Raw genomic sequence first — 23,990 nt, 5'->3', positions numbered from 1 at the left:
CTCCGCCAACTAGGCTCGGAGCATGAGCATTGACGCCGGTCCGGCGAACGCGCAATCCGCGGTGATCTGGAGCGATGACTTCCTCGGCTACCGATGGGCGCCCACGCACCCGATGAACCCTATCCGCCTGGCACTGACGATGTCACTGTCTGAGTCGCTGGGGGTCCTCGACGGTGTTTCCTCGATCCCTCCCACGGCAGTCGACGACAGGCTGCTGCAAACGGTGCACACCGCGTCGTATCTGGACGCAGTCCGCAGCGCATCGGCGGTCGACGATTATGTGGGCGGGTCTTCGCACGTCTTGGAGCGGTTGTTCGGTCTGGGTAGTGTCGACAACCCGGTGTTCGAAGGTATGCACGGCGCTGCCAGTGTGCTGGTGGGCGGCACGATGGCGGCGGCCGCCGCCATCGCCTCCGGATCGGTGCGCCGCGCCGTCAACATCGGCGGCGGAATGCACCACGCCATGCCGGGCCACGCCGCGGGTTTCTGTATCTACAACGACTGCGCGGTGGCGATTCGCTGGTTGCTCGAACAAGGCTACGACCGGATCGCATACATCGACATCGACGCGCACCATGGGGATGGCGTGCAAAAGGTGTTCGCGGGAGATCCCCGCGTGCTCACGGTCTCGCTGCACCAGCATCCTGCAACGTTGTGGCCGGGCAGCGGATGGCCCGAGGAGGTCGGCGAACAGGACGGGCGGGGGAGTGCGGTCAACATCGCGCTCATGCCCGAGACCACCGACCGGTTGTGGTTGCGAGCCTTCAACGCCATCGTGCCGGGTGTCATCGAGAACTTCCGGCCCCAGATCATCGTCAGCCAGTGTGGTGTCGACAGTCACTTCCAGGACCCCCTCACCGACCTGTCGCTGACGGTCGACGGACAGCGTGCGGCGATCTACGCGATGCGCGACCTGGCCGACAAATACAGCGAGGGCCGATGGCTCGCGGTGGGTGGCGGTGGATACGGGATCATCAACGTCGTACCACGCAGCTGGACCCACCTCATCTCCGCTGTGACCGGAGCGGACCTCTCTCCGGACACCGTGATCGACGAGAGTTGGTGTGCTGCGGCGCAAGCCGAGGCCAGAATGCTCGACGAGACATTGCGCGCCGAGCCGGTCGCAGTCATGACCGACGGTGGCCAGACCGACTATCTGCCCTGGGATGGTGACGGCGGCGGTCCGCTGATGGACGGCATCACCGACGCCGCGCAGACCCGCACCGACGCCACGATCATGGCTACCCGGCGTGCCGTCTACCCATTGTGTGGTCTAGACCCGGAGGATCCCCGTGACTGACCTGCCAGAAACGAACAGCAGCGGCACGCGAGAGGTGCCGATCCCCCCGGACAAACGTGGACCACATGACTTCCCGAGGCATTGGATCGCAGACGTCCTCGCCAGTGACGGTGGCGTGGTGCACCTGCGTCCCATCGTGCCCGAGGACGCCGACGGACTGGTCCGCTTCCACTCAGCGCTGTCCGAACGCACCCGATACCTGAGGTATTTCGGTCCGTTCCCGCACATCCCGCCGCGCGAGCTCGCCCGGATGACCACCGTCGACCACTACAGTCGCGTCGCCTTCGTCGGTTTGCTCGGTGGGGAGATCATCGCCATCGGCATCTACGAAGGCCTGGCTGCCGATGGCAAGGACCGCACCGCGGAAGTCGCCTTCGTGGTGGCCGACGAGCACCAGGGCCGCGGTCTCGGGCCGATCCTGCTCGAGCATCTTGCAGGCGCCGCAGCCGAATGCGGATTCGAGCGGTTCGAGGCAGAAGTGCTGGCCGAGAACCCCAACATGGTCGCGGTGTTCCGTGACGCCGGGTACCAGGTGCGTCGCAGCTTCGACGGCAGCACCATTCACGTGGAGTTCACGATCGACCCGTCTGAGGCGCTGCTGTCGGTGCGCAACGCCCGCGAGCGCGGATCGGAGGCGCGCAGCGTCGCGAATCTGCTGCGCCCGACGTCCGTTGCGGTCATCGGAGCCTCCGTGGACCGTCTCAAAGTCGGTAACGCGGTGCTTGCGAACGTGATCGCCGGCGGCTTCACCGGCCCGGTCTTCCCGGTCAACTCTGAACACCGGGCAGTCCGCGGCATTCGCGCCTACTCGACGGTGCGTGACATTCCCGACCCCGTCGACCTCGCGATCGTCGCCGTCCCGGCAGACGCCGTCGAGGAGGTCCTCGACGACTGTCTGCACAAGGGCGTCAAGACCATGGTGGTGCTGTCCTCCGGATTCGGCGACACCAGCGACTCGGGCCTCGAGTCGGAGCATCGGCTGGTGGAATCGATCCGGGAACACGGCATGCGTTTGGTCGGGCCGAATGCTCTGGGGGTGGCCAACACCGACCCGGAGGTGTCCCTCAACGCCACTCTCGCACCGCTGGTCCCCGGTCGCGGCACGGTCGGGTTCTTCTGCCAGTCCGGTGCCCTGGGCATCGCCATTCTCGATGCCGCCGCCCGCAGGCAACTCGGTCTGTCGACGTTCGTCTCCGCGGGCAACCGCGCCGACGTGTCCGGCAATGATCTGCTGCAGTACTGGGACACCGACCCGGACACCGAAGTCGTCCTGCTGTACCTGGAGAGTTTCGGTAATCCGAGAAAGTTCACCCGGCTGGCACGCAGAGTCGCCAGCGGCAAGCCGGTGGTCGCGGTGAAATCAGGACGGGGAGCTGTCCCGCCCGCGATGGCCGCCGTCGATCACTCGCTCGACGACGAGAGCACCCGGGCGCTGCTCGCACAATCCGGGGTCATCCAGGTCGCGACGATCCCCCAGCTCTTCGACTGCGCGACGGTGTTCGCGTACCAGCCACTCCCGCGCGGGCCGCGCGTGAGCATCGTCGGCAATTCGACGGCGCTCGGTGTGCTCGCCCAGGAGGCCGGGAGCCACTTCGGTCTCGAAGTCGTCCAACGGGTCGACCTCGGGCCGAGCGCGTCACCCGAGGCATTCGAGGAGGCTGTGCGGACCGCAGCCGCGGACGAGGGCGTCGACGCGCTGATCGCAGTGTTCGTGCCTCCGGTCGCGGTCAGTGTCGACCGTTACGCAGGAGCGCTGATGTCGGGCATGGCCGACGCCGACAAACCCGTGGTGACCACATTCCTGGCTGTGGAAGGCATTCCGCAGAACCTGTCGGTACTCGGCGCCCATGGCACCCCCACGCGAGGGTCCATACCGTCTTTCCCCGGTCCGGAGCGAGCAGCGGAAGCCCTCGGACATGCCTGGCAATACGCCCAGTGGAAGTCCCGGCCGGCGTCCGAGGTGCGAAGGCCCGCAGACGCCGATCCCGACACCGCCCGCCGTCTGGTCCGCGAGGCGGTCGCTGCATCGGGGGGTGCGGTCACCGAACTCGACGATGACCGCACCGTTCAGATCCTTGCCTGCTACGGGATCCACATAGTGCCGTTCAGGGAGGTCAGCAGTGTCGACGAAAGTGTGTCGGCAGCAAATGAACTCGGGTACCCGGTGGCGGTCAAGGCCTTTTCGCCGAGCTGGCGGGGGCGCGCGGACAGGGAGGGTGTGCGACTGGACCTTCCTGATCAGCACTCGGTGGAACTGGCGGTGGTCGAGTTGTCGGAAGTTACCGGCGAGTCCAGGTTGCACGTGCAGCAGATGGCCCCGAAAGGGATCAGCACGGTGATCCGGGTCCGGGACGACCCATCATTCGGTTCACTGATGTCGTTCGGTCTGGCGGGGGTCACCAGCGATCTCCTCGGTGACCGCGCTTACCGCGCGCTACCGCTGACGGAAAACGACGCCGCGGACCTCATCGCGGCACCGCGATCGGCGCCCCTGCTCTCGGGTTACGGCGGGCAGGAGCCGGTCGACAAAGACGCCCTGATCGATCTGGTGACCCGTATCTCGGCACTGGTCGACGACATCCCGGAGGCCCGCGACGTGGTCTGCGACCCCATCCACGCGACCCCGGGGGGCGTAGCGGTGCTCGCAGCGCGGATGCGTGTGGGCGCGGTGCCGACCAAACACGATTCGGGTCCTCGCCGTTTGGCTTGACGGTGCCCCCGGGGTCGCGGGCCGACTCGCACGGTGCACACAACGCACCAGCCGCCACTGATGATTCAGTGGCGGCTGGGCCGGTGAGAGAGAAGTGCTGGGGAGATCAGCTGGCGTACGCGCGCAACCGCTCGGCGCGGTCGCCCTGACGCAGCTTGGACATGACCTCGCGCTCGATCTGGCGTACTCGTTCGCGGGACAGACCGAACATGCGGCCGATCTGGTCCAGGGTGCGCGGCTGCCCGTCGTCGAGCCCGAAGCGCAACCGGATCACCTGCTGCTCCCGCTCGTCGAGAGTGGCCAGGACCGTGCGGACGTCGGTGTGCAGAAGTCCCGCGATCACCGCATTCTCCGCGGACGTGGCCTCGGCGTCTTCGATGAAGTCGCCGAGCGGCGCCTCTTCGTCGCTGCCGACAGGCATGTCCAGGCTCACCGGGTCACGACTGTGATCGAGGAGGTCGGCGATCTTCTCGGCCGGGATGCCCGACTCCGAGGACAACTCGTCATCGGTCGCCTCACGCCCGAGCTGTTGGTGCAGTTCGCGCTTAATACGCGCCAACTTGTTGACCTGCTCGACGAGGTGAACTGGTAGCCGGATCGTGCGGCTCTGATCTGCCATGCCGCGGGTGATGGCCTGACGGATCCACCAGGTGGCGTAGGTCGAGAACTTGAAGCCCTTGGCGTAGTCGAACTTCTCCATGGCGCGGATCAACCCGAGGTTGCCCTCTTGGATCAGATCGAGCAGCGGCATGCCGCGGCCGGTGTAGCGCTTGGCCAGCGAGACGACGAGCCGCAGGTTGGCCTCCAGCAGGTGGGAGCGAGCCATCTCACCTTCGCGGACGAGCGTTGCGAGGTCGCGCTTCTTGACCGCCGACAGACGCTTCCTGGTAGCAAGGACGTGCTTGGCGTAGAGACCGACCTCGATCTGCTTGGCCAGTTCCACTTCCTGCTCGGCATTGAGAAGTGCGGTGCGGCCGATCCCGTTCAGGTAGACGCGAACAAGGTCCGCGGCCGGGCTTTGCGCATCCAGGTCCTGTTCGGTCATCGCCGGACGGATGGTGGTGGGGCTGGACATGTCGGCCTCCTCAAGTGCGGTTGTCTTCACTTGGTTCAACGGAGGGGGCCACCCAGATAGTTCCGCGAAGGTTTCCAGACGCCGACGCTGTGACCAGGCTTTTCAGATAAAGGGTCTGAGAAGTTGCTGAGAGTGCCCTGAGGTTTCCCGGCAGTCGTTGTTCCAGCGCGCCGGCAGGACGATTCCGTGGCGGATCAATCCCTCGACAAGGTTCTCCACGGCGTCGTCGTCGATCCGTTCGTCTCCGGTGGCGACAGACAGCAGTTCGGTGATCTCGCCGAGCGTGAGCCCGTCCGGACGGAGGCCTGCGAGCAGTGCCTGGCCCAGGGTGTCGATCTCGTGACTCCACCGCGGACCGTCGGGGCGGTGGATTCGCATGACCACGTCCTGCCATCCGGTGTCGGGGTTCAGGGTCGCGACCCGTTCGAGGGCTGCGCCATCCGCGACACAGAATCGCTCGCTCATCAGGTCGTGGGTCCGCAGCCACGCGGTGCGGCGCAAGTAGTCGTCGGCCTCGGGACCGAGAGGATCGTCGAACGAGTGCCCCAGCTCCTCGGCGAGCAGGTCCGTCGGCTCGTCGGTCCGGCGCAGGAAGACGAAGCCGAAACCGATACCCGACACCCCGGCTCTGTCGAGGTGTCGCAGCCATCGGTCCGCGAGTTCTGCGGATGCGGGGTCGCGGGGGTCGTGACCGGCGTCGCGTAGCCAGGTACCCACATAGAGTGCGGGATCGGCGACATCGCGCTGCACCACCCACGCATCGACTCCGGTGTCCGGGATCCACGGTGAGATCCGCGCTCGCCAGTCGTCGTCGGTGATGACCCAGGAGGCCAGCATCGCTGCATTGCCGCCCTCGGTCAGGAACTTCGGAGCGGTGCGACACATGAGTTCGCTCGCCCCGTCGAGGTCGAGGCCGGAGTCGCGGTAGGTGTGCGTGACCTCGGGTGGACCCACGACGAAAGGTGGGTTGGCGACGATCAGATCGAACTGCCGGCCACCGACCGGTCCGAACCACGCACCTTTTGACAACGTGACCCTCGCGGGGTCGATGCCGTTGATGGCGACACCCGCGCGTGTCATCGCGAGCGAGCGATCGGTGATGTCGGTGGCCGTGACGTGACCGGCGAAGTCGGCAGCGTGGATCGCCTGGACGCCACAGCCGGTGCCGACGTCGAGGACGGATCCGACGGGATTCGTCGCGGTGGCTCTCAGCAGCGACAGTGACGCATGTCCGACGCCGAGCACGTGGTCTTCGGTGATCGCCTTACGACGCATCGTGCCGTCGAGGTCGGAGAACAGCCAGCGATTGCCCGACCCGAGGTCCACCGGACGTAGATCGACGGCCGCGCAGACCCCGGCTCCGTCGGCGTCCAGCAGGCCGGCGCCGATCGCTTCGTCGATGCCCACCGGGGACAAAGCCGCCGACACCTGTGACCGGGTGCAGGTGTCGCCGAGCAGTAGGAGGCGGATGAGGGTTCCGAGGCTGCCGCTGTCGGCGCATGCACGCCGTACAGGTACCGGCTCGCCACGCCCGAGCGCCCCGTGGGCCTCGTCACCGAGCAGGTCGAGCACCCCGTCGGTGGTGTAATCGGCGTTCTGGAATGCGATGCGCAGGCCAGCTGCCAGCGAGTACAACTCGCCGGCTGAATCCGGGGCGCTCACCCCTCGCGTCGATCGAGACCGAAGAACGACCGCTTCTCTGTGAGCTGGTTGGTGCCCTCGGGGCCGTACTTGTAGTGAGGGACTTCACCTTTGGCTCGGGGCGGTCGGTCGTTGGCGATCAGCACCGCGACCCAGGGGATCGGGATGGACAAGATGATCACTCCGAGCGCCAGGAATCCGTTCTGTGTCGCCCCGTAAATGATCCCGGCAAGAACCAGTGCGGGAACACGGAACGCCATCAACGTCAGGTACTTGCGTACGCGGGCCCGGTGCTGTTCTTCCAGGGAGGTTTGAGCCTCGGTGATGAGAAAAGTCTCCGGCGCGTGTTCTTTCGGAGCCATGTTTTCCACTGTCCCACTTTCGTTGCCGGACGGCCACCTGCAGTCCTGCCGGTCCGCGGCGACGTGCATATTGGCCGACCGCGGTCTCTGGGGGCAGAATTGACCCCATGGTGGATACGCAGACCCTCGACAAGCCAGAAGTCACGACCGACGAGACGACGGAGGACGACACCCCGAAGTTCTTTCACTATGTGAAAAAGGACAAAATCGTCGAGAGCGCCGTGATGGGCAACATCGTCGTCGCCCTCTGTGGTGAGACTTTCCCCGTCACCCGGTCGGCCAAACCAGGCTCACCCGTGTGCCCGAAGTGCAAGAAAATCTATTCGCGCATGAAAAAGGGCGAGTGACGCGTCTTTCCATCAGTGCGGCTTGTCCGACTCCACCGACGGATCGTCCTTCGCCGGCGCGGGACCCGGCGTGGTCGATGATGACTCGCCACGTCGGATCGGACCGGACGGCAACCACGTCGGGACGCTTTTGAGTTGGTCGGTGATGTCGCTGGTCTGCTGGGATACCCAGTCACGGACCTGATCGATCTTGGTCGGGTTGGCCGGCCACAGCTGCTGGGCGATCGCGTTGAACTCGGCGCCGACCACGATGGCGAATCCGAGGAAGAAGGTGAAGAGCAGGAAGGCGATGGGCGTGGCGAGCGCGCCGTAGCTGTACCCGGTTTGGGTGATCGTCGCCAGATACCACCGCAGGATCGCGCTGGCGCACCAGAACACCAGACCGGCCAGCAGTGCGCCTGGTACGAGCCGGTGCCACGGCAGCGGGTTGGCCAGAGCGACGCGGTACAGCGTCGTCAGTCCGGCGAGCAGGAGCAGGGCCACTGCGGGGTAGTAGCCATACTCGATGGCGACCGTACTGGCCGGATGCCATGAGTCCGGTATCACCTCGCGGATGTAGGCGGGCCCGAGCGCCACGAGGGGCAGCGTGAGTACGGCGAGCACGAGGAAACACACGTATAGCCACAGTGCGAACAGCCTTTGCGTCACCGCGTGCCGGACGTTGTGCTGGCCGTGTGCCACGACGATGGAGTCGACAAAGCTCGACATCGCCGACGACCCCGCCCACAGCGACAACACGAATCCCAGTGAGATGACCTCGGCGCGTCCGCTGACGAGCACGTTGTCGACTGTCGGGGTGATGATCTCGTCGACCACGTTCTGGCTGAAGGTGCGTTCGGCAAAACTGATGATCCTGTCCTGGATGATCTCCTCGGTGTTCGGCCCGAACCAGTTCGCCACGTAGCCGACGCAACCGAGGAGACCGAGGAGCAGCGGGGGCAGGGACAGCGTCTGCCAGAAGGCAGCCTGGGCGGACATCGCGAAGATCGAGTCGTCCCACGATTTGGTGATGGTGCGCCAAAGCATCCAGGGCAGGCTCTTGAGTACGCGCGGGCGGTCGCCTGTCTGCTGGCAGGCGTCATCGACCTGCGACGGGTCCGGCGTCGCAGGTTCGGGGGAGGGTTCGGTTGGCTGTGTGATGACACCAGCATTACGGAAGATCGAGCGCGATGTGAGATGCCGCGCCGCCGACGCTGTGGGCTGATGGCCGCTCGGCGCGGTAACATTTTGCGGTGCCCCGGCGGCGCGTGCGCAGTGCGCCGAACCGTCCGTCGCAGTGGCGCAGATGCCATCCGGCCGGACCGGTTGGCCCGGATTGAAGAACCTCATCGCTTGTCAAGGAGTTGTGCCCTGTCGTGACCCGACCCTCTGCCCTCTCAGGATCCCAGGTCACCACCGAACCGACCCCTGCGCCCGCGGCATCTCCGCTGCGTACCTGGCAGCGGCGCGCGCTGACCAAATACCTGTCGGCGGCGCCCAAGGACTTCCTCGCGGTGGCGACGCCGGGCGCCGGCAAGACGACCTTCGGCCTGCGGATCGCAGCGGAGCTGCTCGCCGATCGCACGGTGGACCAGATCACCGTCGTCGCCCCGACCGAACACCTCAAGCACCAGTGGGCGGCCGCCGCGGCACGTGCGGGTATCGCGCTGGACTCCCGGTTCAGCAATTCGGCGGGACAGACGAGCTCGGACTATCACGGCGTGGTCGTCACGTACGCACAGATCGCGACCCACCCTGCGAGACACCGCGTCCGCACCGAGAATCGCCGGACGTTGGTCATTCTCGATGAGATCCATCACGGTGGAGACGCGAAGAGCTGGGGTGAGGCGATTCGGGAAGCGTTTTCCGACGCGACCCGGCGGCTGGCACTGACCGGTACGCCCTTCCGCTCCGACGACAGTCCGATTCCTTTCATCACCTACGAGCCCGAGGCCGGCGGCGGCAGCCGTTCGGTCGCCGACTACGTCTACGGCTACTCCGACGCCCTGGCCGACGGTGTCGTGCGGCCGGTGGTCTTCCTGGCGTACTCAGGTGAGGCCAGTTGGCGGAACAACGCCGGCGAGGAGTTCACCGCCCGGCTGGGCGAACCGCTCTCGGCCGAGCACACCGCGCGAGCATGGCGCACCGCCCTCGACCCCCACGGCGACTGGATCCCTGCGGTGCTCCAGGCTGCCCACACCCGGCTGCGGCAGTTACGGGGGTCCGGGATGCCCGACGCCGGCGGGCTGGTGATCGCCACCGATCAGACCGTGGCTCGCGACTATGCCGAACTCCTCCAGGCGATCACCGGCAAGATGCCCACGCTGGTGCTGTCGGACGACCCGAAGTCGTCGAGTCGGATCGCCGAGTTCAGTGAGTCGCAGGACGAGTGGATGGTCGCCGTGCGGATGGTGTCCGAAGGGGTGGACGTACCGCGTCTTGCCGTCGGCGTCTACGCCACCAGTGCATCGACACCGCTGTATTTCGCGCAGGCGATCGGCCGATTCGTGCGGTCCCGGCGACCGGGCGAGAATGCCAGCGTCTTCTTGCCGTCGGTTCCGGTGCTGCTGCAGCTGGCCGCGCAACTCGAGGCCCAGCGTGATCACGTCCTCGGGAAGCCGCATCGGGAGTCCGAGGGGCTCGACGACGCGCTGCTCAACGATGCGAACAAGCAGAAAGACGAAGACGGCGAGGACGAGCGGGGATTCGAATCGCTGCACGCCGACGCCGAACTGGACCAGGTGATCTACGACGGGTCGTCGTTCGGGACGGCGACATTCTCGGGCAGTGATGAGGAAGCCGACTACCTGGGACTGCCAGGGCTCCTCGACGCCGATCAGGTACGCGACCTGCTTCAGCAGCGCCAGGCGACACAGATCGAGGCGCGCAGCGCACAGCCGGCGCCGGCGCCGGTTCAGACGAACGAACCGTCGGTGGGCAAACAGCTCACGGCACTGCGCCGCGAGCTGAACAGTCTCGTGGCGATGCATCATCACCGCACCGGCAAGCCTCACGGACAGGTGCACAACGACCTACGGGAGCGGCTCGGTGGCCCACCGACGGCCATGGCCACGGCGGATCAGTTGCAGGCCAGGATCGAGGCTCTGCGCAAGTGGCGTTGACCGTGGGCGCGCGACGACCGGTCAGATGAGGCGCATACAGCACCGCCGCGGTTCACATGAAGTGAACCGCGGCGGCGTGATGACTGAGGTTGTTAGACCAGCTCGTCTTCGTTGGTGACCACGGTCGCGCCCATGTCGATCAGGCGTGCCTCGTGCTCGTTGAAGTGATGACGGCAGAACAGCAGCTCTCCACCTGTGGAGAGAACCGCGCGTACACGTGCCGCCGCACCGCAACGATCACAGCGGTCGGCAGTGGTCAGTGGCATGTGGATCGGGGGCGTGGTGATGGTGTCTGACATGTTTTCCTCCGTCCAGGGCCTGCGATTACGCGGTCCCTTCGCGAGCTGATGCGCCGGGGTGGTGCATCCACTCTCACTCTTTCAGACGATTTGGCAATCGGCTTTGTTCCCGGGGGCCCTCCGGTGTGTCGTCACTCACCCGTAACAGCTGGGCTGCGATCGGCAACATTGACCGTGTTTTCGGTATGAGGCAGATCTCAACCCGTTACGCGATTCCGGTTTCCCGGTGGCGGGTGACGACGTGTGACCCACCTACAGTGTTGCAATGTCGCGCGCTGCCGAAACCTCAGGGTCGGCGAGTGGGCTCTCGAAGCTGTCCGTTCTCTTCGTGATCGGCGCCGTGTGCCAGTACATCGGAGCTTCGCTCGCGGTCCCGCTGTTCGGGGAACTCGACCCTGCATCGGTCGCCTGGTTGCGGGCCGGCGGCGCCGGTGTGGTGCTGTTCGCGGTGTGGTGGCCGTTCGCCGCGCGCCGATGGCCACGGGTGGGCGTCCGGTTCCCACCGCGGCGTCTGCTGACGGCCGCGGCGTTCGGACTCGTGACACTGGGGATGAACATGGCGTTCTACCTCGCCATCGACTCGATAGATCTGGGCGTCGCTGTTGCCATCGAGTTCCTGGGACCTGTGGTGGTGGCGGCAGCGGGCTCGCGAACGCTTTCGGACGGCTTCGCCGTCGTCGCCGTCCTCATGGGGGTGGTGCTGCTCAGCGGCGCCAGTCTCGAGGGTTCGCCGACGGGTGTCCTGTTCGCGCTGCTGGCTGCAGGCCTGTGGGCCGCCTACATAGTGGTCGGCAAGGCGGTCTCCGGCGGATCTGCCCGGCGGAGGGCAGGGGACCCGACGACCGGCGTGGCAGTCCGGGAGACGGTTGCCTGGCGTGACGGCATCGACGACCTCGCAATCGGGTTGACGGTCGCCGGCGCCCTCGCCGCGCCCGTGGTGATCGCGATCAGCGGCGCGGCGAACCCCGGCGCGCTGTGGAGTTGGCGGATCCTGCTCATCGGGATCGGCCTCGGCGTGCTCTCCAGCGCAATTCCGTACCTGCTCGACCAGATCGTCCTGTCGAAGTTGGGTCGCTCACAGTTCGCGCTGTTGCTGGCTCTGCTCCCTGTCACCGCGGCGGTGGTCGGCGCGGTCGCCCTTGCACAGATTCCCACCTGGCCCGAGTTGGGAGGCATGGCTCTGGTGATCGCCGCGATCGTGTTCACCTCTCGCACGGCCGATATTGCCTCTGGCGCCGGGACCGGCTGATACGGCAGGCTGGAGGGGTGAGCGGCGACGTACATCTGGTTCATCTGTGCTCGATCTCCGACTGGCTCGAGGCCAGGACTACGGGGTCCATCGAACCTGCCTCCCTTCAGACGCAGGGCTTTGTGCATCTCTCCGAGCGCAAGCAGGTGCACATTCCGGCGAATTTGCTCTACCGCGACCAGGCGGATCTGGTCCTGCTGAGTATCGACCCGCTACGTGTGGGCGCCGAGATCGTCTGGGAAGACGGTGATCCGCCGGACCCGGCGGGCCTGCAGTTCCCGCATCTGTACGGCGCTCTGCCCACCGGAGCCGTGGTGGGAGTGCAGCGTTACGACATGGACGACTCGGGACGGTTCCCGCAACTGCACTAGCCGGTTCACGGCCGCGTCTTGTCGTTCGACGTCGCGGGCGATCGACCCGATGGCCCAGAACAAAAGGTCAGTCCGTGCTCGCGGGCCACGATCGCTGCCTGCACTCTCGACTGGAGCGCGAGTTTGCTCAGCACCCGGGAGACGTGCGTCTTCACCGTGGTCTCACCGATGAACAGGGCCGAGGCGATCTGGGCGTTCGACAATCCCGCGCCCAGAGTGGCGAGAATTTCGCGTTCGCGTTGGGTCAGCTCCGAGATGTCCGGCCTGGCGGACGCACCGGCGGTGTTCGCCGGTGCGGTATCGCCCGACCCGCGGGTGAACTGATCGATCACACGCCTGGTCACCTCGGGTGCGAGCGCGGCGTCGCCGCGAGCCACCGCGGACACCGCGGCGATCAACTCCGAGGCGTCGGCGGTCTTGAGCATGAACCCCGACGCCCCGGCCCGCAACGCCGCAAAGATGTAGTCGTCGATGTCGAATGTCGTCAAGATCAGCACCTTCGAATCCCCGGCTGCGCAGATGCTGCTGGTTGCCTCGATTCCATCGGTCCCCGGCATCCGGATGTCCATGAGGACGACGTCCGGTCTGTATCGCGCGGCCAGCCTGGTCGCCTGGTCGCCGTCGGTCGCCTCGGCGATCACCTCGATATCGGCAGACGTCTCGAGCAGCATGCGCAGCCCGGCGCGGATGGCCGCATGATCGTCGGCGATCAGAACGCTTGTCATGACGGCGATCCTGGCAGATGATCCGATTCTCCAGAGCGGCGGAGGTCTGGTGTCGGTAGCTCGGCGACGACCTGCCATCGACGGTCGACGATGCTGATGTCCACTGTGCCGCCGACCGACGCTGCGCGCACCCGCATGTTCTCGATGCCGTGGCCCCTGGTGCGGTCAGGGATCGCGACATCAGCCCCGACGGTATTCGACACCGTAATTGCTGCCGACGAACATCGTTGGCGCACAGTGACATCAACGTCTGCGCCAGGACTGTGTGCGGCGACGTTGGTCAGGGCCTGCTGGATGATCCGGTAGGCCACGATGGCGCTGGCGGGGGAGAGTCTGGTGGACTCAACGCGCATGTCCACCGTCGAACCACACGCACGGGCGGCATCGCCGAGCCGGTCCATCCGGTGCAGGTCCGCGGTGGCGGCGGTATCGAGATCATCAGGGCCGGAGAGTAATTCGATCATCGTGCGCATCTCACGAAGTGCTTCGACGCTCGCGGACCTGACCGAGCGCAGCACCGAGTCGCGAACGGTGTCGTCGGTCGTCTCGAGGGCCGCAGCCGACTGCAGTGCAATGCCCGACAACTGTCCCGCGACGACATCGTGGAGATCGCGTGCCAGCCGCCGCCGCTCCGAGGCGACCGCGACCTCTTGATCGCGGGCGGCCAGCGCCTCGACCGCGCGCGCCCTGTCGCGTTCGCTGTCGGCGGCGATCTGGTGCTGCCTGATGGCGTGGCCGTACGACGCCGGAGAGGCGATGAGGGCGGCCACGAGCACCATGGCCAGCAACGCCACCCGCCAGTCGCCGGAACCCGTCAGCGCCACCGTGAGCACGATGGCAGCGATCAGCCAGTTCACCAGCAGCATGACCCGTCGTAGCCGATCGGAACCGTATCTCGCGACTGCGTAGACCACATCGGAGTAGACAATCCATACGGCGATGGTCGGCCCGCAGAACGCGTCGATGATCAAGGCCGCGACGACACCGGTGAGTGCAACCGCGGGTCGATACGAACGCCACGCCTGAGAGCAGCAGGCAATGGCCAAGGTGACCAATGGAAGCCACTGCGGTAGTGCGGTGTTGAGCGCCGTCGGCCCGAAGAAATATCGGAGATCGCCGAGGTACAACACGATGCCGGCGACCAAGAAGGCGACCGCGATCGCGACGTCGCGTTGGCGGTCCGGATCGATCCGTACCCGTGTCATCACACCTCCCGATTTCCATCACAGCACACGCCGGGCACAGTCGTCGTCCTACGGATTGATGACCGGCGTCTCACCCGGTTGGCGGATGCGCCGACCATCATCTCGCCCGCACACTCGACACCATGAACTCACCGATCCTGGCCGTGATCATCGGTTGCGAAATCGGTTTCTGGGTGCTGGTCTTCGGTGGCCTGTCCCTGCGCTACCTGCTGCACCTGCGGACGATGTCGACAGTCGTGCTCGCGGCGGTCCCCATCCTCGACATGCTCCTGCTGGTCGCCGTCGCACTCGACATCCACCGGGGCAGTACGGTCGAGATGGTTCATCGGCTTGCCGGGATATACCTCGGTGTGACCGTCGCCTTCGGGCATTCGGTCATCGCGTGGGCCGATGTCAGGTTCTCTCACTGGTTCGCCGATGGACCCCCGCCCCCGCGGCGTCCGTCAAAGGGTCCGGAGGCGTTCCGCCGAGAAGTGGCGGCGTTCGGGCGATGGCTCTGCGCAGCAGCAATTTCGGGGATCGCGGTGGTCGGGCTGGCGCACGCGGTGGCCGATCCCGAGCAGGCGTCCGCTCTCTATGGGGTGTTTCCGACGCTGGGTGTCATCACCGTCATCTGGTTTCTCACCGGACCGATGTGGTCACTGTTCGACATCGGGGACAACAAGCGCTCGTTCTCCGACCCGAGGTGATACCGCGGTCCGGGCGATCAACAGTCGCAGTCGCAGCAGTCACAACAGTCGCAGCAGTCGCACCCTTTGCAGCCCGCTTGATGGCGTTTTCCGTTGCAGGGATTGGTGTGGTCGGCGCAGCATGCGTACCCGGTGCAGTAGACACCCATCCACGGCAGGATGCGCTGATAAAAGGGCGGCAGCGGCGGGCGATTCGGCGGCCGGGTCGGAGAACCCGGGGTGGTGAAGACAGCGTCGGGGCGGTGACCGAACACTCGGGTCATCGCGCGTTCGAGTCCACCGAGGAGCAACATTCGAAGCAGCCGGTCGTCGCGCAACACCAGCGTGTCGGTGGCGGCGCGAATTGCCGAGATCAACCGCCTGCAGTCCTGAGCCGCTTGCTCGAGACTGGTTTCAGTCGCGATCAACGGGTTGAAAGCGCCTGTTTTGGCGTCTTTTTCGAGATCCTCGGCGGCATCGAGCAGGTGGGCGCAGCGGCCGAAGTCGTATCCGATCTGCTCCAGCGCCGCGTGGTTGCCGGGCGCTCCCGCCAGGTCCGCGGTGGCGGCGAACACTGCGCCCGCCGCCCTGGCTGCGCCGTCGGTTATCTCGTCGAGGCTCGCCCCGCTCACTTCGACATCGGCCTGCCCCGCCACCTCGTCGAGCAACGCGCGACCTCCGATGGCTGTGGCGACCCGGTCGTCGGCGAGCGCCTTGTCCCGTAACCGTGGTCCCGCGAACCGGGCACCGCGCGAACGCAGTGCGGAGGGTGGCCCGAGACCGGTCTGCTGTTCAGCCAGTACATCGATGACTTTCGCGGACGCGAGGGTCAGTGACGTGGTCGCCCCCAGTCGGACACTGAGCTCGGCCGGTGCGACGACCTGAGCGGTACGCATTCCTCGCAGCGCACACGGTCCCGCCGTCACCATGTCCGATGGCGACTGTTGCTGCGCATCAACGAGAATGGACACCACGATCGCATCCGTATTGGTGGTGAGCCTGGCGAGCTGCCCATGATCGGCGCGTAAGGACAGACAAACTCCGCACATGTGAGCGCGCCATTGTGCTCCGAGCTCGGAATCGAGGTGGGTCACGCAGGGGCTCAGGACGCCGAACATGGAGCCATACAAGCACAACGCAGCGCGCCGAGCCTGGCAGAAAGCGGGAATTAACCCATTTGATCGATCAGAATACGGATCAGCAGGCAGTGGGGCACTTCTGATGCCCGCGCACACAGGCAGTCGAGAGGAAGCACATGTCATCAGAGTTCGCGGTTCCGGCAGGTCGCGGCGTCCGGATCTCGGCGGTCCGATGGGATCCGTCGTCGGAAGCAGTCGGCGTGGTGGTGCTCGTACACGGCATGGGCGAGCACATCCGGCGTTACGAGGAAACCGCTCAGGCACTCGTCGACGACGGCTATGTGGTCTTCGGATACGACCACCGCGGGCACGGCCGGTCGCAGCTGACCGGGCGCGAACTCGGGGATCTGGGCCCCGACGGCTGGGCCGGACTCGTTTCCGACATCGGGCGCGTCGTCGACACCGCCCGCGGTGAGTTCCCGGACCTGCCGCTGATTCTGCTCGCCCACAGCATGGGGTCGTTCGCGACGCAGCAATTCCTGCTCGACGGCGGAAGTGCGAAGGTCGACGCGGTGGTTCTCAGCGGCACCGCAGCGCTGGATGGGCTCGAACCGGCTCTCGACCTGGATGCCGAACTGGATCTGTCGATGTTCAACGCGCCGTTCGCCCCTGCCCGCACCGACTTCGACTGGTTGTCCAGGGACGAGAAGGTGGTGGACGCGTACGTGGCCGACCCGCTCTGCGGATTCGGGATAGATCAGGAATCGGGCCGCGCGATGTTCGTCGCGGCCCGCCGGATCGCGGAGAGAGCAGCGGTGGCGACCATCCGTGCCGATCTACCGATCCTCATCGCCGTCGGCGATCGTGATCCGGTGAACGGCGGCGGGGGACTGGTGGATCTGCTCGCAGCACATTTGCGGGCGGGTGGTCTCGAAGACGTGACCGTTCGGGTGTTCAAGGGCGCCCGCCACGAGATCCTCAACGAGACGAACCGGACCGAGGTGCGCGATGACCTCCTCGACTGGATGGCCACCGCCGTCGACAAAGGGGCCGACGAATAGCCGGCCCCTCTGTGATCTGTGTTCGGGAGTGTCAGTCCAGGTAGTCGCGCAGAACCTGGGACCGTGACGGGTGGCGCAGTTTAGACATGGTCTTCGACTCGATCTGCCGGATGCGCTCGCGGGTGACCCCGTAGACCTGGCCGATCTCGTCGAGAGTGCGTGGCTGGCCGTCGGTGAGGCCGAAGCGCAGACGCACGACGCCGGCCTCACGCTCGGACAGTGTCTCCAGCACGGACTGCAGCTGATCCTGTAGCAACGTGAACGACACCGCGTCCACCGCGACAACAGCCTCGGAATCCTCGATGAAGTCACCGAGCTGGCTGTCGCCCTCGTCGCCGATCGTCTGGTCGAGGGAGATCGGCTCGCGGGCGTACTGCTGGATCTCCAGCACCTTTTCCGGCGTGATGTCCATTTCCTTGGCGAGCTCTTCAGGAGTGGGTTCACGTCCCAGATCCTGGAGCAGCTCACGCTGGATACGGCCGAGCTTGTTGATCACCTCGACCATGTGCACCGGGATACGAATCGTACGGGCCTGGTCGGCCATGGCGCGGGTGATGGCCTGACGAATCCACCAGGTGGCGTACGTCGAGAACTTGTAGCCCTTGGTGTAGTCGAACTTCTCCACCGCGCGGATCAGACCGAGGTTGCCTTCCTGGATCAGATCCAGGAACGCCATGCCGCGGCCGGTGTATCGCTTGGCGAGCGAGACGACGAGGCGGAGGTTCGCTTCGAGCAGATGGTTCTTGGCGCGGCCACCGTCGCGAGAGATCCACGACAGGTCACGACGCTGGGCGACGGTGAGCTTCTCGCCCGCCTCCGTGATACGACGCATCCGTTCGGTCGCGAACAGGCCGGCCTCGATGCGCTTGGCGAGTTCGACCTCTTCCTCGGCGTTGAGGAGGGCGACCTTACCGATCTGCTTCAGGTACGCACGGACCGAGTCGGCAGAAGCGGTGAGCTCGGCGTCCTTGCGGGCCTGGCGGAGCGCTTCCGACTCGTCCTCGTCCCAGACGAAGTCTCCGGATGCCTTGTCCGATGCGGAGGGTTCGTCGACCTCGTCGGCCTTCTTGCCCTTGGCCTTGCCCGCGGTGACGGCGGGACCGGCGGCGTCAGCCTCGTCCTCGACGACGACAACTGCGACGTCGTCCTCGGTCAACTCGTCCTCGGGCGCGTCGATCTCGTCGATCGAGGGCTCGTCGAGGCCGTCGCCGTCGACGACCTCACCGTCGACCTTCTTGACCGGCCGCTTGGCGGCAGCCTTCTTCGCAGGAGCTTTCTTGGCGGGCGCCTTCTTGGCCGCCGCCTTCTTGGCGGCTGCTTTCTTGGCGGGTGCCTTGTGCGCCGACGCTGTCACCGAGTCCGATTCCGACTGTTCGGTATCCGGTTCGGTTTGGCGGGTTTTCGTGGCTGCCACGTACGACCTTTCGGGCTATCTATCGCGACACCGGACCGTTTGCTTGCGTCGCGGCGGCGGTGTCACGCCGAGTCTCACTCGGCGAAGCTGGGGGCTTGGGGGTGACCGGGGTACCCGGTCTGAATGCCATTGTAACGGCACCTACGGGCGTAACCCTGCTTCCACTGCCATAGCCGCCCCGACGATGCCCGCCGTATTCAGCAAACTCGCCGGTACGACGGGCGTCTTGTTGGTCAGATGCGGGATCCATTTGTGCGACTTCCGACTGATTCCGCCGCCCGCGATGAAGACTTCGGGCCAGAACAGGGCCTCGTACGCCGATAGTACTTTCGACACCTCGCCTGCCCACTTCGTGTAGGACATGTCTTTGTCTTCTTTGACCTTGGACGAGGCCTGGTGCTCGGCTTCCTTGCCGTCGACCTCCATGTGACCGAGTTCGGTGTTGGGGATGAGTGTGCCGCCGAACATGATCGCCGAGCCGATTCCGGTGCCGAACGTCAGGAGCATCACCACGCCCTTGTAGTCCTTGCCCGCGCCGTAGCGATCTTCTGCCATGCCTGCGGCGTCGGCGTCGTTGAGGACGGACAGCTGCCGATCTCCGAGCTGCCCCGCGAGCAGCTGGTAGACGTCGGTCCCGATCCAACCCTTGTCGATGTTCGCGGCCGTTCGGGCGACTCCGCCCGTGATGACCGCGGGAAGGGTGACCCCGACGGGTCCTTTCCAATCGAAATGCTCGACCACTTCGCGGATGCCACCTGCCACGGCCTCGGGTGTTGCGGGCTGTGGGGTGAGGACCTTGAAGCGTTCGCCGACGAGTTCGCCGGTGACGAGGTCGACGATCCCACCCTTGATTCCCGAGCCACCGACGTCGATGCCGAATCCCTGCTGTGCAAGTTCGGGCAGAGACTCGGTGGAAACCCCGGATTCACTGGACACGTGGACAACTCCTCAGCTAGAAGTGACGGCGCACGCCCGAAAAGGGCGCCGTCGTTCAGGCTAGTCAGCGGGTGCCGGTTCTGCGCGACGTCTGCCGGATCGGTATCAGCCGGGTCCGTACTCGACCGCGACCGGGCGTGTGCTCACATGTAACGGTGTCCACCACAGATCCGGCAGAACTGACCGCTGTCGCGGTGCGGGTTGCCGAGCAGGCAGCCGACCACGTTCGCACCAGACGGCCGGAGGTGTTCGGGTCGGATGCGCCGGAAGGTTCTGTGTCGCAGGCCGTGTCGACGAAGAGTACCGACACCGATCCGGTCACGGTCGTCGACACCGAATCCGAAGCGCTGGTGCGTGGCCTGCTGGCGGAGCTGCGGCCCGGTGATGCGGTCCTCGGCGAGGAGGAGGGTGGTTCGATCGCCGTCCCCGCCGGAGTGCGATGGGTGGTCGACCCGATCGACGGCACCGTCAATTTCCTCTATGGCATCCCCGCCTACTCCGTATCGGTCGGTGCCCAGGTGGACGGCCGCACGGTCGCCGGCGCCGTGGTCGACGTGGCGCGCGCGATCACCTATTCGGCAACCCGCGGTGGTGGCGCGTTCTCCGATGACGGTCGTGGGCCTGTCAGGCTGACCTGCAACGGCATCGACGACGTCGGGCTGGCGCTGATCGCGACGGGCTTCGGGTACGCCTCGTCCAGGCGGTCGATCCAGGGCTCACTGATTGCCTCGCTGTTGCCGCACATCCGTGACGTGAGGCGAATCGGATCCGCGGCCCTGGACCTGTGCATGGTCGCCAGCGGAGCGGTGGACGCCCATTACGAGCACGGGCTGAGCCCATGGGATTGGGCTGCGGGCTCGTTGATCGCCGAGGAAGCGGGCGCCGTCGTGCGGCTACCCGCACCCACCTCACGGAGTGCTCAGGGAGACGTGACCCTGGCGATGGCACCGGGCATCGCCCGCGAGCTGACCGCCCTGCTCACCGACCTGGGCGCGCTGGACCCTATTCCCGTCTGACCCGCCCAATCCGTAGGCGTCGTCAGCAGGATGCTTCGTGGACGGCCGCGATGACCGCAGGGTCGGCGCCGGTGTTGGGATCCTGTGGGTTGGCCGCGCGAAGGGTGTCCAGGACCGCGAGCGCATCCTGGTTCTGCTCGGATTCGCTGAAGTGTTCGCCGATCGCCAGATCAACCCCGTTGCCGGGGCGTCCGTCGTTGATCAGTTCGGTGCACGGGGCCGCGATCCACAACGCTGCCGCAGCAGCCTTGCCGGCGTCGCCGAAGCGGATCTGCCCGAAGCAGTTCAAGTTCTGGTCCGGGTACAGGGTGTCGTCGCCGTAGGCGGCCTCGGGGGCGGCCTGGAACCCCAGAGAGGTCAGATCGTCGAGAACCGTCTGGGCCATACCCTGCTCGTCGGTTGCGTTCAGGACGCGAATCTGGAAGCTCGCCAGGGCCGCTGGGGGTACCTGCAGCATCTCGTCTCGGCCTGCAGTGGTTCCGACGGCGGGCGCGGCGGAGTCGGGCGCCGCCGACGGCGCGGGAGGCGACGGGCAGTCGGTGGGCGCAGCGGTTGCCTCGGAGGTCGACAACGCACTGATCCACACGACTGCGGCGATGAGGGTGAGGACCACGGCGACGATGATCGCCGGGAGGTAGCGCCGGCGGCGGAAGGGTCGGCCACGGTCATCGGTGGGATAGCCATAGGTGATCTGGGAAACCATGGGTTCTCGAGATGCCTTCCGCCGGAGATGTGCACGAGCGAGTCAACTGTAAACGTATGCCGCCCGCTTACGGCGCCAACCGGCAGTCGGTGGCAGCCGGTGTCGACGGGTCGTCTCTCACCGACCGCCGTCGCACATCCCGCTTCGGGAATGTTCTGGTGTCCCGGTTGTTGTTGACTCTCAGAGGCAGCTGGGCTAGGCTTCGGCCGCCTCGGATTGGACAGCCTGAAATTCGGACTACCGATCAACTGTGGCGAAAATCACAAAATCCATGCCTGGCAGTGGCAACGAATACCCCGAGATGGGTCGTTGTCCCAAAGGCATTGTCGCGGACTTTGCAAAAGGGGAAGTGCGCGGCTTGTTGGGACTTTTGGAACCCGCTCACATCGGGAACCCGAAGTCGCAGGTGCTTCTACATAAGGCGGAATTATGGCAACTGATTACGATGCGCCGCGGCGTACCGAATCCGACGAGGTCTCCGAGGACTCGCTCGAAGAACTCAAGGCGCGACGAAGTGAGGCACAGGCGGCCTCGGTTGATGTGGACGAAGGCGACACCGCCGAATCGTTCGAACTCCCGGGCGCCGATCTGTCGGGTGAGGAACTCTCGGTGCGGGTGATCCCCAAGCAGGCCGACGAGTTCACCTGCACCAGTTGCTTCCTCGTGTATCACCGCAGCCGTTTGGCGACGGAGAACGGGAACTCCCGGATCTGCGTCGACTGCGCCTGATCACGCAGTAGCGAGGTCGGATCCGCCAGTCATCGGATTCTCCCTCGTGCCGCGCGGATGCGCGGTGGCAAGAACTATCGGCCCGGAGCCTCGGTGGCCGCGTCTGGCAAGCCCAGCGCGGCCACCAGCTTTTCCGGGTGACGAGTGCTGACCAACCAGTACGGCGTCGGATCGTCGGGGTCGTCGAGCACCAACAGCACCATCGTTTTCACCCAGAACTTGTGGACGAGGAATGCGGCCGGATCCAGCTGTCGTCCCATCGCGGCGCTCTTGGCGCTGGCCGGGATGACCGCAGCGCGGGCGATCATCGCGATCGGCAGATGCGCCTTGTGTGCGTACAACTCATCCCCGGACACCCACACCCGGGTTCGTCCCATGGACCACAGCATCCAGACCACCAATGGCGCCAGAACGGCGTAGGCGATCCAGCTCAGCGAACTCTCGTGCAACGAGAGCTGGATCTCGTAGCCGAGGATCCCGGTGATCACGACCGCACCCAGCCACCACCACAGTGGTACGTGGAGGCGTTCGTCGAATTGGCCCGCAGCAGCGGTCGCCGGTGAGCCGGACGGGTCTCCGGCGGGGTCGGGTGATGGCAGAGGTGGCACGGCGCCAGCGTAGTCTTCCGATGTGGCAACCGACTCCTGCAGCACCCCCGCCGATGTATCGACCGTGGCGTTGCGGCGTCTGGACAAAGGTCTCGACGTGCCCGCTCGCGCACACCCGGGCGACGCCGGTGTCGACCTCTCCAGTGCCGTTGACCTCGTACTCGAACCGGGTGGCAGGCAACTGGTCCCGACCGGGATCGCGATCGCGCTACCGGTGGGGACAGTGGGTTTGATCCATCCTCGTTCCGGCCTCGCCGCGCGTGCCGGTCTGTCGATCGTGAACACGCCGGGCACGGTCGATGCGGGATACCGCGGGGAGATCAAGGTCTGCCTGATCAACCTCGACCGGCACACCCCGATCTCGATCAGCAGGGGTGACCGCATCGCGCAATTGCTGGTGCAACGGGTCGAGTTGCCTGACTTCGTCGAGGTGGATGAATTGGACGACACGAGCCGAGGGGCCGGCGGATACGGCTCCAGTGGCGGACACGCAATATTGGGCGCTGGCGCGCCGGAGGGTAGTTGAGATGGCACGTGAGCGAGGTCGTGGCCGCAGAGGCGGCAAGAATGCGCCGAGCGCCCCGGAAGAGTCCGGACCGCAGGTCATCGGTAGTGGCCAGGGGCCCTACGACATAGGGGACCTGGCGCCCGAGTCACGTTTCGAGAACTCCCATCTCGACCTCGGGTCGGTACTGGTCCCCGTCGTCGAGGGCGGTCAGGTCACCGTGGAGATGTCGGCGGACCATCAGCCACAGTCGGTGTATCTCGTCACCCCGCACGGGCGTATCACCGTCGCAGCCTTCGCGGCACCCAAGTCGAGCGGGCAGTGGCGCGACGTGGTCGTCGAGCTGACCGAATCCCTGCGGACCGAAGGCGCCGAGACGGCGATCGAAACGGGATTCTGGGGCCGCGAGGTCGTCGCCACGGTGCCCGGTGGTGTTCACCGGTTCATCGGCGTCGACGGCTACCGGTGGATGATCAGGGCCGTGGCGAGCGCCCCGACAGCAGGCGCGGAGGCGCTGGCGAAGGTGGCGCGTGCGGTGGTCAGTGAGACGGTCGTGCGTCGCGGTGACGATCCGCACCCGCCGCGGACCCCGCTGCCGATCGTGCTGCCTCCTGTGCTCGCCGAGCAGGTTGCCGCAGCCCAACAGGAGATGGCCGATTCTGGCCAGATGGCCGCATCGGCAGCGCCCGCACCCAATGACAGTGGCGCTCAGGCCCAGTCGGCCCAGGCCACAGTTCGGGTCCAGGGCACGCAGCCCCCGGCGCCTGCGCCTGCGCCGGAGCCAGACGCCGAACCAGAGCAGAAGAAGACCGGCCCGGTCTCGAGTGGGTCGGCGATGCAGCAACTCCGAAACCGTCCACAGCGCTAGTCGGACCCGGTCCGTCCG

At 66.0% G+C, this 23,990-nt stretch carries 24 protein-coding genes; 12 read left to right on the top strand and 12 right to left on the bottom strand.

Annotated elements, in window-relative coordinates:
* Positions 1–22 precede the first annotated feature (22 nt).
* Positions 23–1,300 carry an acetoin utilization protein AcuC gene (locus DFR67_RS02650; RefSeq protein WP_110467807.1) on the top strand — a complete coding sequence of 426 codons (1,278 nt, stop codon included), beginning with the start codon at positions 23–25 and terminating at the stop codon, positions 1,298–1,300.
* Complete coding sequence (locus DFR67_RS02645; RefSeq protein WP_110467806.1) at positions 1,293–4,010, top strand: bifunctional acetate--CoA ligase family protein/GNAT family N-acetyltransferase; 2,718 nt, start codon at positions 1,293–1,295, stop codon at positions 4,008–4,010. Before DFR67_RS02650 ends, DFR67_RS02645 begins: the two co-directional genes overlap by 8 nt.
* Positions 4,011–4,116: 106 nt before the next feature.
* Here the strand turns inward: DFR67_RS02645 and DFR67_RS02640 are convergent, their stop codons facing one another.
* The 3 genes from DFR67_RS02640 to DFR67_RS02630 all read right to left on the bottom strand — a co-directional run bounded on the left by DFR67_RS02640 (position 4,117) and on the right by DFR67_RS02630 (position 7,088).
* Positions 4,117–5,085 carry a sigma-70 family RNA polymerase sigma factor gene (locus tag DFR67_RS02640; protein ID WP_110467918.1) on the bottom strand — a complete coding sequence of 323 codons (969 nt, stop codon included), beginning with the start codon at positions 5,083–5,085 and terminating at the stop codon, positions 4,117–4,119.
* Between the two features lie 102 nt (positions 5,086–5,187).
* Positions 5,188–6,747 carry a DUF7782 domain-containing protein gene (locus tag DFR67_RS02635; RefSeq protein ID WP_110467805.1) on the bottom strand — a complete coding sequence of 520 codons (1,560 nt, stop codon included), beginning with the start codon at positions 6,745–6,747 and terminating at the stop codon, positions 5,188–5,190.
* Entirely contained in the window at positions 6,744–7,088 is a 345-nt protein-coding gene (locus DFR67_RS02630; RefSeq protein WP_110467917.1) for a DUF3099 domain-containing protein, read from the bottom strand. The genes DFR67_RS02635 and DFR67_RS02630 overlap by 4 nt, the downstream gene beginning before the upstream one ends.
* Before the next feature lie 110 nt (positions 7,089–7,198).
* Here DFR67_RS02630 and DFR67_RS02625 point away from each other — a divergent pair, with 110 nt between their 5' ends.
* A complete protein-coding gene (locus tag DFR67_RS02625) occupies positions 7,199–7,435 on the top strand; it encodes a DUF3039 domain-containing protein (RefSeq protein WP_084838687.1) in 237 nt (78 codons plus the stop codon).
* Between the two features lie 12 nt (positions 7,436–7,447).
* Here the strand turns inward: DFR67_RS02625 and DFR67_RS02620 are convergent, their stop codons facing one another.
* The gene (locus DFR67_RS02620; RefSeq protein WP_110467804.1) at positions 7,448–8,764 is read right to left on the bottom strand and encodes a YihY/virulence factor BrkB family protein; all 1,317 of its coding nucleotides are present in this window, start codon (positions 8,762–8,764) and stop codon (positions 7,448–7,450) included.
* Between the two features lie 98 nt (positions 8,765–8,862).
* Here DFR67_RS02620 and DFR67_RS02615 point away from each other — a divergent pair, with 98 nt between their 5' ends.
* On the top strand, positions 8,863–10,536 hold the full coding sequence (locus DFR67_RS02615) for a DEAD/DEAH box helicase (protein WP_245937683.1): 1,674 nt from the start codon (positions 8,863–8,865) through the stop codon (positions 10,534–10,536).
* A 92-nt stretch (positions 10,537–10,628) separates the two neighbouring features.
* On the opposite strand, the gene DFR67_RS02610 is transcribed toward DFR67_RS02615, so the two are convergent.
* A complete protein-coding gene (locus tag DFR67_RS02610) occupies positions 10,629–10,835 on the bottom strand; it encodes a DUF7455 domain-containing protein (RefSeq protein ID WP_110467802.1) in 207 nt (68 codons plus the stop codon).
* Between the two features lie 265 nt (positions 10,836–11,100).
* Here DFR67_RS02610 and DFR67_RS02605 point away from each other — a divergent pair, with 265 nt between their 5' ends.
* Together DFR67_RS02605 and DFR67_RS02600 are read left to right on the top strand one after the other, a co-directional pair.
* Positions 11,101–12,084 (top strand): EamA family transporter, encoded by a 984-nt coding sequence (locus DFR67_RS02605; RefSeq protein WP_110467801.1) that lies wholly within the window; start codon positions 11,101–11,103, stop codon positions 12,082–12,084.
* Positions 12,085–12,101: 17 nt separating this feature from the next.
* The gene (locus DFR67_RS02600) at positions 12,102–12,455 is read left to right on the top strand and encodes a DUF952 domain-containing protein (RefSeq protein WP_110467800.1); all 354 of its coding nucleotides are present in this window, start codon (positions 12,102–12,104) and stop codon (positions 12,453–12,455) included.
* A 5-nt stretch (positions 12,456–12,460) separates the two neighbouring features.
* Here DFR67_RS02600 and DFR67_RS02595 read toward each other — a convergent pair whose 3' ends face one another.
* The gene (locus DFR67_RS02595; RefSeq protein WP_110467799.1) at positions 12,461–13,180 is read right to left on the bottom strand and encodes a response regulator; all 720 of its coding nucleotides are present in this window, start codon (positions 13,178–13,180) and stop codon (positions 12,461–12,463) included.
* Positions 13,177–14,385, bottom strand: a complete 1,209-nt coding sequence (locus DFR67_RS02590) for a sensor histidine kinase (protein WP_110467798.1) — start codon at positions 14,383–14,385, stop codon at positions 13,177–13,179. Before DFR67_RS02590 ends, DFR67_RS02595 begins: the two co-directional genes overlap by 4 nt.
* A 122-nt stretch (positions 14,386–14,507) precedes the next feature.
* On the opposite strand from DFR67_RS02590, the gene DFR67_RS02585 reads away from it, so the two are divergent.
* On the top strand, positions 14,508–15,074 hold the full coding sequence (locus tag DFR67_RS02585; RefSeq protein ID WP_110467797.1) for a hypothetical protein: 567 nt from the start codon (positions 14,508–14,510) through the stop codon (positions 15,072–15,074).
* A 17-nt stretch (positions 15,075–15,091) separates the two neighbouring features.
* Here DFR67_RS02585 and DFR67_RS02580 read toward each other — a convergent pair whose 3' ends face one another.
* Positions 15,092–16,171: a DUF5685 family protein gene (locus DFR67_RS02580; RefSeq protein ID WP_110467796.1), complete on the bottom strand. Its 1,080-nt coding sequence runs from the start codon at positions 16,169–16,171 to the stop codon at positions 15,092–15,094.
* 137 nt (positions 16,172–16,308) lie between these two features.
* Here DFR67_RS02580 and DFR67_RS02575 point away from each other — a divergent pair, with 137 nt between their 5' ends.
* On the top strand, positions 16,309–17,193 hold the full coding sequence (locus tag DFR67_RS02575; RefSeq protein WP_110467795.1) for an alpha/beta fold hydrolase: 885 nt from the start codon (positions 16,309–16,311) through the stop codon (positions 17,191–17,193).
* 31 nt (positions 17,194–17,224) lie between these two features.
* Here DFR67_RS02575 and DFR67_RS02570 read toward each other — a convergent pair whose 3' ends face one another.
* Together DFR67_RS02570 and ppgK are read right to left on the bottom strand one after the other, a co-directional pair.
* Positions 17,225–18,607 (bottom strand): RNA polymerase sigma factor, encoded by a 1,383-nt coding sequence (locus tag DFR67_RS02570; RefSeq protein ID WP_110467794.1) that lies wholly within the window; start codon positions 18,605–18,607, stop codon positions 17,225–17,227.
* A 141-nt stretch (positions 18,608–18,748) separates the two neighbouring features.
* Positions 18,749–19,543, bottom strand: a complete 795-nt coding sequence (gene ppgK / locus DFR67_RS02565) for a polyphosphate--glucose phosphotransferase (protein WP_110467793.1) — start codon at positions 19,541–19,543, stop codon at positions 18,749–18,751.
* A gap of 155 nt (positions 19,544–19,698) precedes the next feature.
* Here ppgK and DFR67_RS02560 point away from each other — a divergent pair, with 155 nt between their 5' ends.
* Positions 19,699–20,559 (top strand): inositol monophosphatase family protein, encoded by an 861-nt coding sequence (locus DFR67_RS02560; RefSeq protein WP_110467792.1) that lies wholly within the window; start codon positions 19,699–19,701, stop codon positions 20,557–20,559.
* Between the two features lie 22 nt (positions 20,560–20,581).
* Here the strand turns inward: DFR67_RS02560 and cei are convergent, their stop codons facing one another.
* Positions 20,582–21,262: an envelope integrity protein Cei gene (cei, locus tag DFR67_RS02555; protein WP_110467791.1), complete on the bottom strand. Its 681-nt coding sequence runs from the start codon at positions 21,260–21,262 to the stop codon at positions 20,582–20,584.
* 429 nt (positions 21,263–21,691) lie between these two features.
* Between cei and DFR67_RS02550 the strand changes: the two genes are divergently transcribed.
* The gene (locus DFR67_RS02550) at positions 21,692–21,991 is read left to right on the top strand and encodes a DUF4193 domain-containing protein (protein WP_020107433.1); all 300 of its coding nucleotides are present in this window, start codon (positions 21,692–21,694) and stop codon (positions 21,989–21,991) included.
* 74 nt (positions 21,992–22,065) lie between these two features.
* Here DFR67_RS02550 and DFR67_RS02545 read toward each other — a convergent pair whose 3' ends face one another.
* Positions 22,066–22,590, bottom strand: a complete 525-nt coding sequence (locus DFR67_RS02545; RefSeq protein ID WP_245937681.1) for a DUF3093 domain-containing protein — start codon at positions 22,588–22,590, stop codon at positions 22,066–22,068.
* A 31-nt stretch (positions 22,591–22,621) separates the two neighbouring features.
* On the opposite strand from DFR67_RS02545, the gene dut reads away from it, so the two are divergent.
* Both dut and DFR67_RS02535 read left to right on the top strand, forming a co-directional pair.
* The gene (dut, locus tag DFR67_RS02540; RefSeq protein WP_110467789.1) at positions 22,622–23,125 is read left to right on the top strand and encodes a dUTP diphosphatase; all 504 of its coding nucleotides are present in this window, start codon (positions 22,622–22,624) and stop codon (positions 23,123–23,125) included.
* 1 nt (position 23,126) lies between these two features.
* Positions 23,127–23,972, top strand: coding sequence for a DUF3710 domain-containing protein (locus DFR67_RS02535; RefSeq protein WP_110467788.1), 846 nt, complete (start codon positions 23,127–23,129; stop codon positions 23,970–23,972).
* Positions 23,973–23,990 lie beyond the last annotated feature (18 nt).

Source organism: Williamsia limnetica (genome assembly GCF_003217475.1).
GTDB classification, from domain to species: Bacteria; Actinomycetota; Actinomycetes; order Mycobacteriales; family Mycobacteriaceae; genus Williamsia; species Williamsia limnetica.
Note: the sequence above shows the minus strand (reverse complement) of the source record. Positions and strands in the feature narration are given on the sequence as shown.